At 54.0% G+C, this 14,042-nt stretch carries 13 protein-coding genes; 10 read left to right on the top strand and 3 right to left on the bottom strand.

Annotation, left to right across the window (positions count from 1 at the left end; genetic code table 11):
* A partial coding sequence (locus H7A81_RS19315) for a PTS transporter subunit EIIC (protein ID WP_182058438.1) occupies window positions 1–905 on the bottom strand: 905 nt, incomplete at its 3' end.
* A 254-nt stretch (window positions 906–1,159) separates the two neighbouring features.
* On the opposite strand from H7A81_RS19315, the gene H7A81_RS19310 reads away from it, so the two are divergent.
* The 4 genes from H7A81_RS19310 to H7A81_RS19295 all read left to right on the top strand — a co-directional run bounded on the left by H7A81_RS19310 (window position 1,160) and on the right by H7A81_RS19295 (window position 6,375).
* Entirely contained in the window at window positions 1,160–2,173 is a 1,014-nt protein-coding gene (locus H7A81_RS19310; RefSeq protein ID WP_182058437.1) for a LacI family DNA-binding transcriptional regulator, read from the top strand.
* Between the two features lie 131 nt (window positions 2,174–2,304).
* Window positions 2,305–4,419 (top strand): TonB-dependent siderophore receptor, encoded by a 2,115-nt coding sequence (locus tag H7A81_RS19305; RefSeq protein ID WP_255478999.1) that lies wholly within the window; start codon window positions 2,305–2,307, stop codon window positions 4,417–4,419.
* Between the two features lie 11 nt (window positions 4,420–4,430).
* Window positions 4,431–4,982: a hypothetical protein gene (locus H7A81_RS19300; RefSeq protein ID WP_255478998.1), complete on the top strand. Its 552-nt coding sequence runs from the start codon at window positions 4,431–4,433 to the stop codon at window positions 4,980–4,982.
* Between the two features lie 334 nt (window positions 4,983–5,316).
* The gene (locus tag H7A81_RS19295) at window positions 5,317–6,375 is read left to right on the top strand and encodes an acyltransferase (RefSeq protein ID WP_182058436.1); all 1,059 of its coding nucleotides are present in this window, start codon (window positions 5,317–5,319) and stop codon (window positions 6,373–6,375) included.
* Between the two features lie 40 nt (window positions 6,376–6,415).
* On the opposite strand, the gene H7A81_RS19290 is transcribed toward H7A81_RS19295, so the two are convergent.
* Entirely contained in the window at window positions 6,416–6,739 is a 324-nt protein-coding gene (locus H7A81_RS19290; RefSeq protein ID WP_034824025.1) for an AzlD domain-containing protein, read from the bottom strand.
* 1 nt (window position 6,740) lies between these two features.
* Window positions 6,741–7,481 (bottom strand): AzlC family ABC transporter permease, encoded by a 741-nt coding sequence (locus H7A81_RS19285; protein ID WP_182058435.1) that lies wholly within the window; start codon window positions 7,479–7,481, stop codon window positions 6,741–6,743.
* A gap of 104 nt (window positions 7,482–7,585) precedes the next feature.
* On the opposite strand from H7A81_RS19285, the gene H7A81_RS19280 reads away from it, so the two are divergent.
* The 6 genes from H7A81_RS19280 to H7A81_RS19255 all read left to right on the top strand — a co-directional run.
* Window positions 7,586–8,419, top strand: coding sequence for an AraC family transcriptional regulator (locus H7A81_RS19280; protein ID WP_166934630.1), 834 nt, complete (start codon window positions 7,586–7,588; stop codon window positions 8,417–8,419).
* An 18-nt stretch (window positions 8,420–8,437) separates the two neighbouring features.
* Window positions 8,438–9,490: a GlxA family transcriptional regulator gene (locus H7A81_RS19275; protein ID WP_034824021.1), complete on the top strand. Its 1,053-nt coding sequence runs from the start codon at window positions 8,438–8,440 to the stop codon at window positions 9,488–9,490.
* Window positions 9,491–9,786: 296 nt separating this feature from the next.
* The gene (gene glyA / locus H7A81_RS19270; RefSeq protein WP_034824019.1) at window positions 9,787–11,088 is read left to right on the top strand and encodes a serine hydroxymethyltransferase; all 1,302 of its coding nucleotides are present in this window, start codon (window positions 9,787–9,789) and stop codon (window positions 11,086–11,088) included.
* A gap of 41 nt (window positions 11,089–11,129) precedes the next feature.
* Complete coding sequence (locus H7A81_RS19265; protein ID WP_182058434.1) at window positions 11,130–12,380, top strand: sarcosine oxidase subunit beta family protein; 1,251 nt, start codon at window positions 11,130–11,132, stop codon at window positions 12,378–12,380.
* Between the two features lie 23 nt (window positions 12,381–12,403).
* Complete coding sequence (locus tag H7A81_RS19260) at window positions 12,404–12,772, top strand: sarcosine oxidase subunit delta (RefSeq protein WP_182058433.1); 369 nt, start codon at window positions 12,404–12,406, stop codon at window positions 12,770–12,772.
* Window positions 12,769–14,042: 2Fe-2S iron-sulfur cluster-binding protein (locus H7A81_RS19255; protein WP_182058432.1), on the top strand; the 1,274-nt coding region annotated here is incomplete at its 3' end. The genes H7A81_RS19260 and H7A81_RS19255, both read left to right, overlap by 4 nt.

Genomic DNA, 14,042 nt, shown 5'->3' with positions numbered 1-14,042 from the left:
AGCGGCCACAGCGCGCCCATGATCGCCACGGACAGCCATCCCAGATAGCCATGAATGGTATAAACCAGCGCTGAAATACCGCTACCAATCCAGATGCCTAGCGGACCAATCAGCACAATGGCAATCGGTGCGGCGATCAACACAATCAACATCGGTTTAAGGAAGTTTTTGGTGACCGCAGGGGTAAAGCGATCCACCCAGTATTCGATGTGCGACAGGATCCACGTCATCACCAGCGCCGGGATGACGGTGTAGGTGTATTTCACCGCCGTCACCGGGATATAGGCGAACTCCACGGCCTGGCCTTGTGCCGCTTTGGCCATCAAATCAATAAAGTTGGGATGCACCAGTACGCCAGCAATCGCAATCGCCAACGACATATTGGTTTTGAATTTCAGTGCCGCCGAGGCCGCCACCATTACCGGCAGGAAGAAAAAGGCGCCGTCACCGATCACATTCAGGATCACCAGCGTAGACGAACCTTTCTCCAGTACGCCGCTCATCTCCAGCACCATTGCCAGCAGCTTGACCATCGATCCCCCGATGATCGCCGGGATCAGCGGCGACATGGTGCCCACCAGCGCATCAAGAATGCCCGCGCCAATGCTGCGTAGGGTGATTTTGCGTTTCACTGGGGCGCTATTATCGCTATTCGGTGTACCGAGTTTAAGCACTTCCTGATACGCGAGATTGACGTTATTGCCAATGATCACCTGGCATTGCGTATCGGTATGCACCACGCCCATCACGCCCGGAATCGCTTTTAGCGTGGCGTTATCGATCAGGGTAGTGTCGCGTAGCACAAAACGCAGGCGCGTCATGCAGTGCGTGACGGCTTCAATATTGGTTAAGCCGCCGAGCGAAGCCACGATGGCGCGTGAAACGTCAGCATAATTTTTAGCCATGGATTGTAGGTCTCTGATTTTTTTGAGTAGGGGTACGTTTGCCCGCATATCTATTGCGAGTCATGAGAAACCGGTTTCACAAAATCATGAATATGAAATTAATGGCTGGCAAGAAGTTTAAAATTTGATGTTTAAAAATGTGATAGTGATCGATAACGAAGTGAGGAGCGGGCAAACATTACGGTGAAAAAATTCTCCGCATAATTCGCGACTTAGGTACACTTCAGCGATACGAGCGTAAATCAGAGTGAAAAATGGCAACCATAGTTGAGGTGGCGAAGGTCGCAGGCGTATCGAAAGCCACGGTGTCACGTGTGCTGTCCGGCAACGGTTATGTCAGCGAAGAGAAGCGGGAATTGGTATTTAAAGCCATCGCGGAAACCGGCTTTCGCCCCAATTTACTGGCGCGAAATCTGGCAACCAAGTCGAGCCAGACTATTGGCCTGGTGATCACCAACACCCTCTATTCCGGCAGCTATTTTACTGAGCTCATGCAGCATTCCGCCCGACTGATGGAGCAGCAGGGGCGACAACTGCTATTGGTGGATGGCAAACACAGCGCGGAAGAGGAGCGTGCTGCGATTCAATTTTTGATCGATTTGCGCTGTGACGGCGTCATCATCTATCCGCGCTTTCTCACCATTGAAGAAATGGACGCTATCATCGATCAGCACTCGCATCCGATTCTGGTGATCAACCGTCGTCTGCGGCAACACGACAGCTACTGTATTTACGCCGATCAACAACGCACCAGCGCCGACGCCGTTGAAGCGTTAATCAAACTGGGGCATCGTGACATTGCCTTTATTACCGGGTCGCTCGATTCGCCCACCGGCCGTGAGCGCTTGGCGGGCTACCAATCGGCGTTGGCAAAACACCAGATTCCGGTTCAGCAAGCGTTGATTATTGAAGGGAAGTGGCAGGCGCAAAACGGCGTAGCGGCGGTAGAAACGTTGTTAAACCAGGGCAGTCCGTTTAGCGCACTGGTGGCCAGTAATGATGATATGGCGGTAGGAGCGTTAAAAGCGTTGGCATCGCACAACATTGCGGTTCCGGCTCAGGTCTCCGTGCTGGGATTTGATGATATTCCGCTGGCCCCCTTCACCGTTCCATCGCTCTCTAGCGTGAAAATGCCGGTGACGGAGATGATTCAGGAAACGCTCGCAAGGCTGATTTCGATGCTCGACGGGGGCGAAATGCGCAATCGCCAGCGCTTCTCGGGTGAAGTGATGATGCGAGAATCCGTCGGCCTAGGACCTTTCGCCTGATAAAAAACAGTGACGGATCAGTAATATAACGCTGATAAACAATAGGTTGACGAATCTTATCGATATATAATCGAAAATATAGCGCTAGCTTAACGCGCTCACCCCCTTTCGTCAGTCATCCTGGAAATGTCATGTTTATCAAGCGTATCACCCTGGTGAAAACAGGTTTCACCAGTGCCATGTTGTTGTCCGCCGTTCCGCTGTATGCCACATCCGAGCAACCGACCATTGCAGTGACTGCCTCGCCGAATCAACCTCCTGCAGAAACCGATAAAAAAGCCACGCTGGGCAATCTCGGCAAACAGGAAGTGCGCAACACGCCGTGGTCGGTGCAAACCCTGTCACCTGAGTTGATGAAGCGCCAGCAGTTGAAAAGCGTCAGCGATTTGTATCGTTACATGCCATCGGTACAGGGGGATGGGGCACGCCCGCAAACGCGGGGTATGCAGGGCAGTGTGGTGCAGAACAGCATGATCGATGGGCTGAATGTGGTATCGACCACCGACTACGCCGCTGAACAGTTTGATCACATTGAGGTGCTGAATGGTCTCGCCGGATCCTTGTATGGTCCGGCCAATCCGGCAGGTCTGTTCAATTTCGTGAGCAAACGCGCCAGTGACACGCCTGTGCACTCCATTACTGTGGGCGCGGGGACCGGGCTAAGCCATCAGCTGGCCGGTGATTTTAGTGGGCCGCTGGATAGCAACGACCGTCTGCGTTATCGCCTTAATTTCCTCGATGATGAAGGCGATGGCTATGTGAAAGGCAGCAAAGTTCGCCGTCAGCTGTTCAGCCTGGCGCTCGATGCGAATCTGACCGATCAAACGGTGCTGGAAACCAACTTCAGCTATTACCATTTCTACGATAAAGGCCTGCCGGGCAAATTTGCGCTTGGCAAGGGGTTGTCATTCCCGTCTGCGCCCGATCCGAAAACAGCGCACCTGGGGCAATCTTATGCGGGTGATGATAATCACACGCTGACTGCTGGCCTGCATCTCAAACATGACTTCGACGGAAACTGGCAGGGTGAAATCGGCGTTTTACGTCAGATTGCCGATCGCGAATCCACGGCGGTAACCAACACCTTCACCGACAGCCACGGCGACTACACCACCACCACTTCATCTGCCACCGCCAGCCGCTTTACGATTAATAGCTACATGGCGAATGTGAATGGGGAAGTGGATACCGGGTGGATTCATCATCAAATTTCAACCGGGCTGCGCGGTTTTGTCTGGAAGAATTACAACCCCCGCAACGGGGCTTCCTCGACCCTGGGCAGCGCTTCGCTGGATAATCCCCAGGCTTTCGCTGAACCGGACTACCCTGATTTTACCGACCGCTATCATTCCGCCACTGCCAGCCAGCATGCATTTCTGCTCAGCGATAATCTGCAGTTTTCCCCGCAATGGAGCCTGTTACTGGCGGGCAGTGAGAGCCTGCTGAGTTCGTCCAACTACAGCAAAACGGGCAGTCGCAGCAGTGACTCTGCTAATAGCGGATTCAGCGGTTCCGCCAGCCTGACGTATAAACCGGTTGATCCCCTGACGCTGTATGTCACTTACGCTGATAGCCTGCAACAAGGGGACACCGCACCGGCCACGGCCAACAATGCCGGTGCGATTTTGGCGCCTTATCGCAGCCGTCAGGTGGAAGTGGGCAGCAAGCTGGCGGTCAATAAACTGCTGCTGACTGCCGCGCTGTTCCAGATTAAACGCCCGTTCGCTTACACCAACGCCAGCGGCGATTACGCTATCGATGGCGAACAGCGTAACCGTGGGCTGGAACTGATGGCGGATGGTGACCTCACCGATCGTCTGCATCTGTTTGGCGGCATGACGTGGTTAGATCCGCGTCTGCTGGACACCGCCAGCACACAAACCGATGACAAGCAGATTGTTGGCTTGCCTCGCTATACCGCCAGCCTGTTTGCCGCTTACGATTTACCGATGTTCAGCGGTACCGATATTCACGGCGGCATTCACTATGTTGGGCGTCGCACTACCGACAATCAAAATGACGGTTGGGTAGGGAGCTATACCACGCTGGATGCCGGTGCAGCTTATAAGACCCGGCTGTTTGATACCGCCACCACCTTCCGACTTGATGTCACTAACCTGACCAACCGCCATTACTGGACCAATATCGTGCCCGGTGGTCTGAACGGTTACAGCGGTGCAGGCTATGCCAGTGCTTCTCTCGGCGCGCCGCGTATGGTGCAGGTCTCCATGCAACTTAACTTCTAAGGGAGTGAATGATGAGCAAAATGTGGCGTCGGTTATTACCGATGTTGATGGTGAGTACACTGGCTTCAGCCCAAACGGTGATCGATGACACTGGCCATCATGTCGAAATCAGCCAACCGGCGATGCATATTGCTGACGCCTGGTTTGCTCATCACTCGTTGTTGATGACGTTGGGCGCGGGGGATCGCATCGTGGCGACGGTGAATCATCCCGCCGATCGTCCGTGGATGTTTAAGGTTCAGCCATCCCTCAATCAGGCACTGCAGGCGAAGGGGAAAACCTTTGCCAGTGAAGCACTGGTGGTGCGCCATGTTGACGCTATCTTTGTGCCAGCGAATGATCCTGATGCGGAAGCGTATCGACTTGCGGGTATTCCGGTACTGGCAATGAACTTCGATGATTTTGCTTCGATGAAGCGTTCACTGATCACGACGGCGCAAGTGCTGGGTACGCCCGAGGCGGCGAAGCGAGCAGAAGCTTATAACCGCTACCTTGAATTTTATGACTACTCGCTGACGGCGAATGACGCGCAGCGAATTTTACAGGCGTTGCTACCGGAATAAATCGTGCTTTTTTAAATATGTCATTTTAAATTCATTAGCTCCACTGTTGAAGAATCATGAACAAACCCGTTTAAGCTTTACTTATAACGGGTTTGTTCAATATCCACTCAAAGGTGTTTTAAGAAGGCGGATGGTCTTAAGTGCCGGGTAATAAAAGGATTAGAGTTTGCTCCATTCTGGATTGGTAAGTCCAGTGGGAATTAATGCTTGATGCCTTCAAGCATTAAAAAACGTGCATTAAGAAAAGTTTTAATCAGAATAATTCTTATTGTGAGTAAATAATTGTCAGTGCTAAGTTGCATTTACACATCCGGACATCTTTCCTGAGGGAATTATGCACGCACGCATCAAGCATCTTGACGGAATGCGCGGTCTTGCCATCTTAATGGTGATTGGTTACCACGCGTATGCACGTTGGCCAGAACTCTTGCCCTATGTAAACCTCACACAACATATTCCAGTTTTTTCTTTCGGCTGGCTTGGTGTTGAGTTGTTTTTCATGATCTCCGGCTTTGTCATATTTATGACGCTGGATAAGTCTGATAGCTATATCAGCTTCCTGAAAAAACGCTGGCTGCGACTGTTTCCGGCAATGCTGATTGCCAGTTTGTTACTCTATGCTGTGGGTGGGTTTTTCCCGGAATGGTCGGCTATGACACCCTATGTCAGGAATCTGCTACCTGGGCTGATCTTCACTAATCCTGAAACGTTGACACAAATAACCGGTATTGAATTTAAATCGATGGCGGGTTCTTTTTGGTCGCTGTACGTTGAAGCGGTATTCTATCTGATTATTGGTGCCATCTATTTTACCCTGGGACGGAAATATTGCCTGCCGGTCTTGCTGGTGCCCATGTTACTGCTGTCCGCCTCCTCGGTATTAAAATCTTTAGGTCATCCCATTTTCATTGATGTTATTGCTAAGTTTGGTTTTATTCACTACGCGTGGTTTATGATCGGCTGCCTGGTATATGAAAGAATGCATGGCCGTGACAAAGGCTTTCATTATGCGGTTGTGGTTGTCGCGACGCTCATTAACTTCAGCTACTACGTTAAAAATGCGGGTGCCCTAACGGTCATTCCCTTACTGCTGGTCATGCTTTTCTTTATTGCCAGTTTTTATTCAAAACAACTGGAGCGTTTGTTATCCGTTCGATTTTTCACTGCGATAGGTTTTGCCAGTTACGCCTACTATCTGATACATGAAAACCTCATGATTGCCATACTGATAAAAATGAATGTGCAGATCAAAAGTGAAACAGTCATGCTGCTCATGCCGATTGTGGTCGCCGCAGGGCTCTATTATTTGGCCTGGTTTATCACCAAATATCTCGAACCAGCGTTGAGAAATATGTTGAAGGGAAAACGGACACCTGCAGCAGAGGCGAGTTGACATCACGGTGCGGAATTCATTCCGCACCCGATGCTTCACGTTACAAACCAAACCCATAGCGCAGCGCGGTATACGCCACCATGCCAGCCAGCACGGTGGCAAACAAACCGCGCGTGACGATGCCGGTGATCGCCGCAATCAGCGCTGCCAGTAACGATAAACTCAAACCTGAAGCGGTTAACGCCGGCTTTTCGATCAACTCGGCCGTGACAATGGCCGCCATAATGCCCGCCGGGATAAAGCTCAGCCACTGTTGCGCCAGCGGGGCGAGTCGGAAGCGGGAAAGCAGCAGAATCGGGCCAACGCGCATCACCGCGGTGATCAGCGCGGCAACCACAATGGTCATCAGGACATTACGCTCCATGTTATTTCCCCTCCTTGTATTTCATGCGTAACAGCAGCGTGGCCAGACTGGCGGCAATCGAGGCGGCGATGATCACCACTACGCTGAGATCCAGATGTCCCGCAGAAAAATAGGTCACCAGCACCGCAACCACAATCGCCAGCGTCTCCAGCCATTTGCGGCGGCTGGCAAACCACGTCATTAGAATCAGCCCGATAAACATCGATACCAGACTAAAACTCAATCCGGCCATCAGCGATTCAGGGACGGCAGATGCGGCATAAGCGCCAATCACACAGGCAATAATCCAGTTCAGCCAGGCGGGCAGGTTAAGACCAAACATCCAGGCAAAGGCGATTTTGCCGTGCTGGCTGCCGTGCTGTACCGCGACGCCGAAGGTCTCATCGGTGAGCAGCAGGCCGCTGACGACTTTCTGCCAGCCACTTTGGCCACGGAAGAACACGCTAATCGCTGAACTCATCAGCAAGTAGCGCAGATTAACCAGCATCACACTCAGCACCACCGAGGTCATTTCCGCGCCTGCTGCCCATAGCGAATAAAATAAGAACTGCGCCGAACCGGTGTAGAGCAGCGTCGCCAGCAGCGCGGTTTGCAATACGGAGAAACCGGCCAGCGTGCCAATGGCACCCGCAGCAAAACCGATGCTCAGGTAACCGGGCACGGTAGGTAAACAGGCGATAAAACCCGCGCGAAAACTCAGTGGATCGCTGTGTTTCGGCAGGGTGTGACTATTCAACGACATGACAATTTTCCAAAACCTTCTCAACAGATGCACCAATTTTAAGCCACGATGCGCAAGGCTATAGTAAAATCCTGCTCCCGGAGTACATCAGCGAAGGATTTGTGATGCAGGAAAAACGTGATGACATCAAATTGTGGCGTGACCGTGGTATGCACGGCGGTATGGAAATCCTGCGTGCACGCTGCTACGAGCACAGTTATCCGCCACACTTCCACGACGAATTTGTGATCGCGGCGTTTGCCCGAGGGGCACAACGTACCCGTATTTGCCGTCAACAGGGGATTGCCGCCGCTGGCACGGTGATGGTGATTCTGCCGGGAGAAGTGCACACCGGTGAAGCGGTCCAGCGTGAGGAAGGCTGGGATTACTGCGCGTTTTATCCTTCCGCCGCACTGATTAATGAGATCGCGGAGTCACAAATCGGCGGCAAAGGTGAACTCAATTTTGGTGCGGAAGGGATGCGGTATGATCCGTTGCTGGCGCAGCAGATGTTGCAGGCTTCCGCCGTGATGCAAGAAAGTCCGGACGCAGTGGAAAAAGAGTGTGCGCTGTTTCAGGTGCTGAGCGCGTTAATCCGTCAACACGGCGAACGCACGTTAAAAGGCGGTGAGCGGCATGCGTTACGCGCCGATATTCGGCAGGCGATCGATTTTCTGCACAGCGATTACCATCAGCCGCTGGCGGTCAGTGAAATCGCCGCCGTCGCCGGGCTAAGCGAATACCATTTTATGCGCACCTTCCAGAAGCTGACCGGCTTATCGGTACATCAATACCTCACGCAGATTCGACTGATGCGGGCAAAACGACTGCTGTCGCAGGGCTTCGATGCCGCGCACACCGCCAGTGAAGTGGGCTTCTTCGACCAAAGCCACTTCATCAAGAAATTCCGCGCCCATTTTGGCATTACACCGGGTGCATTTGCGGCGGCATCGCAATGATGGAACGAGGATCTTGCCATGACTTCCCGTAACAAACCCAATGAACAGGCGACGCCGCTGTCGGTCGGTTTCGTCCTGCTGAACCGCTTTACGCTGCTGCCGTTTGCGGCTTTTGTGGATTGCCTGCGTCTCGCCGCCGATGAAGGCGATCGCAGCCGTCAGCTGCGCTGTAGCTGGACGTTCATGTCCAGCTCTGGCAGTGAAGCGACTTCAAGCTGTGGCGCGGTGATCTCGCCCTGTGAAGCCCTCAAGAACCCGGAACATTTTGACTACATCGTGGTGATTGGCGGGGTGCAGGATGAGAAGGACAAAACCGATCATCGCGCGCTGGATTATATTCGCCTTGCCGCGCAGTTTGGCACGCCATTGGTCGGCTTATGTACCGGTGTCTTTGCATTGATTCAGGCTGGCGTCATGAAGGGAAAAGAGTGTTGTGTCAGCTGGTATCACCATGGTGATTTACAGCGGCGTTTTCCCGATATCACCCCGGTAGCCGATCGCATCTTTGTCGATGAAGGCAAGCTGATTACCTGTGCCGGTGGCGTGGCGGCGGCGGATGTTGCCGCGCATCTGATTGAACGCCATCTGGGCCGCGCATGGGCGATAAAAAGTCTGCATATCATGCTGATTGATGAAGCGCGCACCACGCATCATCCGCAGCCGCAACCGGTGATCTTCGAAAAAATAAAAGATCGCATGGTGCGCAGTGCCGTTGATGTGATCTCCCAACATATGGGCGAGGTGATTTCGGTTGAGCAACTCGCGCAACGCCTCAATACCTCGCGACGCAATATTGAGCGTAAATTCAAAGATGAGCTGGGCGTCAGTCCGCAACGCTTCGCGCGTGACTTACGACTGCGTTATGGTCTTTGGCTTCTGCTGTACAGCGCGAAAACAGTGACAGAAATTGGCGAGCGCTGTGGCTTCTCCGATACCGCGCATTTTTCCCGCCATTTCCGCGATGCCTTTGGTTATCCTCCCAGCCTGGCACGCAAGCAGGCCGCATTGCGCGATCAGCAGCATGTCGATCCATTCTTTATTCATATTGATAGTGCAATTGAAGGGCGTTGATTTCAGCGCTCTCGTTATTTCATTGTTGCTGCACCAAATGATTACCCACTGATTTACTTAATTTTTTCCTCCCACCCGATTTAAGCCTTTCCAATCAGACATCACATTTTCTTATCCAATCGTGATGCACCTCAAACAATACAAATCACCTTCAAAAATTAAATCATTGATAAATAATGGTTGTCGCGATTTTTTCATATTAAATGTCGCAAACGTTCAAGCTTGCACCCGGTGATATTCAGTAGTGTGAAAACGTACTGAATTTGGCCACTAATCCTGATGATGAGGGTGTAGCAATGAATGCAAATGATTTGAACAGTGCCGATCCACAACTGTTTGCCGCCGTAGTGGGCGAGCTGGTGCGACAGGAAACACACATCGAGTTAATCGCCTCGGAAAATTATGCCAGCTCCCAGGTCATGTCGCTGCAGGGCAGCCAGCTCACCAACAAATATGCTGAAGGCTATCCGGGGAAACGCTACTACGGCGGCTGCGAACATGTCGACACCATCGAACGTTTAGCCATTGAGCGTGCCTGCCTGCTGTTTGGTGCGGATTACGCCAACGTACAGCCCCATTCCGGTGCTCAGGCGAACGCCGCGGTGTTTATGGCGTTGATCAAACCCGGCGACACCATTCTCGGCATGAGCCTGGCGCACGGCGGTCACTTAACCCATGGCGCCGCACCGAATGTCTCCGGTAAGCACTACCACGCCGTGCAATACGGTTTGAATGCCGAAACCGGTGAGATTGATTATCAGGAAGTGGAGCGTCTGGCAAAGGAGCACCAGCCGAAACTGATTGTGGCCGGTTTCTCTGCTTATTCGCGCATCGTTGACTGGAAACGCTTCCGCGAAATCGCCGATAGCGTTGGCGCCTGGCTGATGGTGGATATGGCGCACGTGGCGGGTCTGGTCGCTGCGCGCTGTTATCCCAACCCGTTACCGCATGCACATGTGGTGACCACCACCACGCACAAAACCCTGCGCGGTCCGCGCGGTGGTCTGATTCTTTCAGCGAACGGTGATGAAGCGCTGTACAAAAAACTCAACTCCGCGGTGTTCCCTGGCCAGCAGGGCGGCCCGTTGATGCACGTGATTGCTGCCAAAGCGATGGCCTTCCGTGAAGCGATGGAGCAGGACTTCATTCACTACCAGGCCAAAGTGATCGATAACGCCAAAACCATGGCGAAAGTGTTCATCAAACGCGGCTACGACGTGGTGTCAGGCGGCACCGACAACCATCTGTTCCTGGTTTCGCTGATTGGTCAGGAGATCACCGGCAAAGAAGCCGATGCTGCCCTGGGCCGCGCGCATATCACCGTGAATAAAAATTCTGTGCCCAACGATCCACAAAGCCCGTTTGTGACCTCCGGTTTACGCATCGGCACGCCAGCCGTGACCACGCGCGGCTTTGGTGAGAAAGAGTGCGAAACCCTGGCGGGCTGGATTTGCGACATCCTCGATGTGCTGGCGTTGAAACAGAACAGCGACAACATCGAAGCCTGGGTGCGTTTCAACGTATCAGAGCTGTGTGCCAGACATCCGGTGTATGGCGAGCATTCACCACAGGCTATCGCCAAAAAAGCCATTGCCTGACCATTTTCCCGGCTCAGGGCCGGGAGTTTTAGGAGACGAGTATGCAACGTTTTTCTGGTTTCGGGCTGATTAGCCACGGACTGAGTTATCACGAAAACTGGCAGCGCATGTGGCGCAACCCCACGCCGAAAAAGTCCTACGACGTGATCATCATCGGCGGGGGCGGACATGGCTTAGGGACGGCTTATTACCTGGCGAAAGAGTTTGGTATCCGCAATGTGGCGGTGATCGAGAAAGGTTGGCTGGGCGGCGGTAACACCGCGCGTAATACCACCATCGTGCGCTCGAACTATCTGTGGGATGAAGCCGCCGCGCTGTTCGAGCACTCCGTGAAATTGTGGGAAGGGCTGACTCAGGAGCTGAACTACAACGTGATGTTCTCGCAGCGTGGCGTGTTGAATCTGGGGCACACCCTGCAGGACATGCGTGATATCCAGCGACGTGTCAACGCCAACCGCCTGAATGGCATTGACGGTGAAGTCCTGGATACTCGCGGCGTACAGGATCTTGAACCGCTGCTGGATTGCTCTGCTCGCGCACGTTTCCCAATCATGGGCGCTTCCTGGCAACCGCGTGGCGGTGTGGCGCGTCATGATGCGGTAGCGTGGGGCTTTGCTCGCGGCGCAGATGCGCATGGTGTGGATATCCTGCAACAGACCGAAGTCACCGGCCTGATGATCCGTGATGGCCAGATTTATGGCGTGCATACCAATCGCGGTGCTATCGAAGCGAAGACGGTGGGCTGCGTGGTGGCGGGTAACTCGGGCGTGCTGGCCAATATGGCCGGCATCAAACTGCCGCTGGAATCACATCCTTTGCAGGCGCTGGTCTCCGAACCGCTCAAACCGGTGGTCAACACGGTGGTGATGTCGAACCACGTACACGGTTACATCAGCCAGTCCGATAAAGGTGATCTGGTGATTGGTGCGGGCATTGATGGTTACACCGGTTACGGCCAGCGCGGCAGCTATCCGATTATCGAACACACCCTGCAGGCGATTGTTGAGATGTTCCCGGCCTTCTCGCGCGTTCGCATGAACCGCCAATGGGGCGGCATTGTAGATACCACGCCAGATGCCAGTCCGATCATCTCGAAAACCAAGGTGAACGGCCTCTATTTCAACTGTGGCTGGGGCACCGGCGGCTTTAAAGCGACACCGGGATCGGCGCACGTGTTTGCCGCCAGTCTGGCTAAACGTGAAATGCACCCTCTGGCGGCACCGTTCTCTATTGACCGTTTCCACACCGGCGCTCTGGTGGATGAGCACGGCGCTGCAGCCGTTGCGCACTGATTATTGTTCGGGAGAAAGACAACATGTTTCATATTTATTGCCCGTGGTGCCAGGAGCATCGCGAAGAAGAAGAGTTTCATGCCAAAGGCCCGGCACATCTGGCGCGCCCTAAGGATCCGGAAGCCTGCAGTGACGAAGAGTGGGGCGACTATTTGTTCTTCCGTGATAATCCACGCGGCGTGCATCACGAACTCTGGGTGCACGCGGTGGGTTGCCGAAAATTCTTTAATATCACGCGCAATACCGTGACCTACGAGATCCTGGAAACCTACAAAATCGGTGAGCAGCCAGGCAAAAACGTGCAGGCAGAAGTGGTGACCTTACCGGTGCGCCAGGATGCACGAGAAGCGGCCAATGAGAACGTAAAAGTGCAGGCCGGAGGCGCATCATGAGCCAGGTCAATCGCCTCAAACAGGGCGGTCGCATCGATCGCAGCCGCAAAATCACTTTCACTTTCAATGGCAAAACGCTGGAAGGTTTCGTTGGTGACACCCTGGCATCAGCACTGATCGCCAACGGCATTGATGTGGTCAATCGCAGCTTTAAATACTCCCGACCACGCGGCATTGTTGCGGCCGGTGCGGAAGAGCCGAACGCCGTGGTACAGCTCGGTGGCGCGGAACAGGAGCAGATCCCCAACGTGCGTGCTACCCAACAAGCGCTCTACCAGGGGCTGGTAGCCGCCAGCACCAATGGCTGGCCGAATGTCGATCGCGATTTGATGGGCGTGGTAGGCAAAATCGGTGGGCGTTTTATGCCGCCAGGTTTCTACTACAAAACCTTTAAACAGCCGGCGTCGATGTGGAAAACCTACGAAAAATACATTCGTAAAGGGGCCGGTCTGGGCCGTAGCCCAACCGTCGCCGATCCCGATATTTATGATCACTTCAATCAGCACTGCGATGTGCTGGTGATTGGCGCTGGCCCAGCCGGACTGGCTGCGGCGCTGGCCGCAGGGCGCAGTGGGGTGCGCGTGATCCTGGTGGATGAGCAGGAAGAGATGGGCGGCAGCCTGCTCGACAGCCGTGAAATCATTGATGAGAAAGGCGCCGCGCTGTGGGCCCGCGATGTGCTGCAAACCTTGCAGGCGCTGGACAACGTACAGCTGCTGGCAAAAACCACCGCCAACGGCTATCACGACCACAACTTTGTCACGCTACTTGAGCGTCGCACCGATCACCTGTCGATCACCGCACCAGCCATCAAGGGGCACAAACAGGCGCGTCAACGTATGCACCGGGTACGTGCCGGGCGGGTGGTGCTGGCCACCGGTGCGCATGAACGTCCATTGGTGTACAGCGGCAACGACATTCCCGGTAACTATCTGGCGGGTGCGGTTTCCACCTATATCCATCGCTATAGCGTCGTGCCGGGCAACAAACTGGTGGTCTCCACCAGCAATGATGACGGCTACCGTGCAGCGCTGGACTGGCTGGAGAGCGGGCGTGAAGTGGTGGCAATTGCTGATGCGCGTCCGAGTCCGGACGGCGAGTTGGTGAAACAGGCGCGTCTCAAAGGCATCACTATCATGACCGGCAGCGCGGTGATTGAAGCGCAGGGCGCAACGCGCGTGCGCAGTGTCGATATCGCCCGCATCAACAGTGAGAGCTTTGTGGTGGTGGGTAGCGCCACGCGTCTGGTGTGCGACACCGTCGCCAGCTC

The sequence above is a fragment of the Pantoea sp. ME81 genome, from assembly GCF_903970985.1.
Taxonomy (GTDB): Bacteria; Pseudomonadota; Gammaproteobacteria; order Enterobacterales; family Enterobacteriaceae; genus Pantoea; species Pantoea communis.
Note: the sequence above shows the minus strand (reverse complement) of the source record. Positions and strands in the feature narration are given on the sequence as shown.

What these genes read in the sequence shown, in the direction of transcription:
- H7A81_RS19310 (WP_182058437.1), top strand. Translation starts at nt 1,160, where the DNA reads ATGGCAACCATAGTTGAGGTGGCGAAGGTCGCAGGCGTATCGAAAGCC.
- H7A81_RS19260 (WP_182058433.1), top strand. Translation starts at nt 12,404, where the DNA reads ATGTTTCATATTTATTGCCCGTGGTGCCAGGAGCATCGCGAAGAAGAA.
- H7A81_RS19275 (WP_034824021.1), top strand. Translation starts at nt 8,438, where the DNA reads ATGACTTCCCGTAACAAACCCAATGAACAGGCGACGCCGCTGTCGGTC.
- H7A81_RS19265 (WP_182058434.1), top strand. Translation starts at nt 11,130, where the DNA reads ATGCAACGTTTTTCTGGTTTCGGGCTGATTAGCCACGGACTGAGTTAT.
- H7A81_RS19285 (WP_182058435.1), bottom strand. Translation starts at nt 7,481, where the DNA reads ATGTCGTTGAATAGTCACACCCTGCCGAAACACAGCGATCCACTGAGT.
- H7A81_RS19290 (WP_034824025.1), bottom strand. Translation starts at nt 6,739, where the DNA reads ATGGAGCGTAATGTCCTGATGACCATTGTGGTTGCCGCGCTGATCACC.
- glyA (WP_034824019.1), top strand. Translation starts at nt 9,787, where the DNA reads ATGAATGCAAATGATTTGAACAGTGCCGATCCACAACTGTTTGCCGCC.
- H7A81_RS19280 (WP_166934630.1), top strand. Translation starts at nt 7,586, where the DNA reads ATGCAGGAAAAACGTGATGACATCAAATTGTGGCGTGACCGTGGTATG.
- H7A81_RS19295 (WP_182058436.1), top strand. Translation starts at nt 5,317, where the DNA reads ATGCACGCACGCATCAAGCATCTTGACGGAATGCGCGGTCTTGCCATC.
- H7A81_RS19300 (WP_255478998.1), top strand. Translation starts at nt 4,431, where the DNA reads ATGAGCAAAATGTGGCGTCGGTTATTACCGATGTTGATGGTGAGTACA.
- H7A81_RS19305 (WP_255478999.1), top strand. Translation starts at nt 2,305, where the DNA reads ATGTTTATCAAGCGTATCACCCTGGTGAAAACAGGTTTCACCAGTGCC.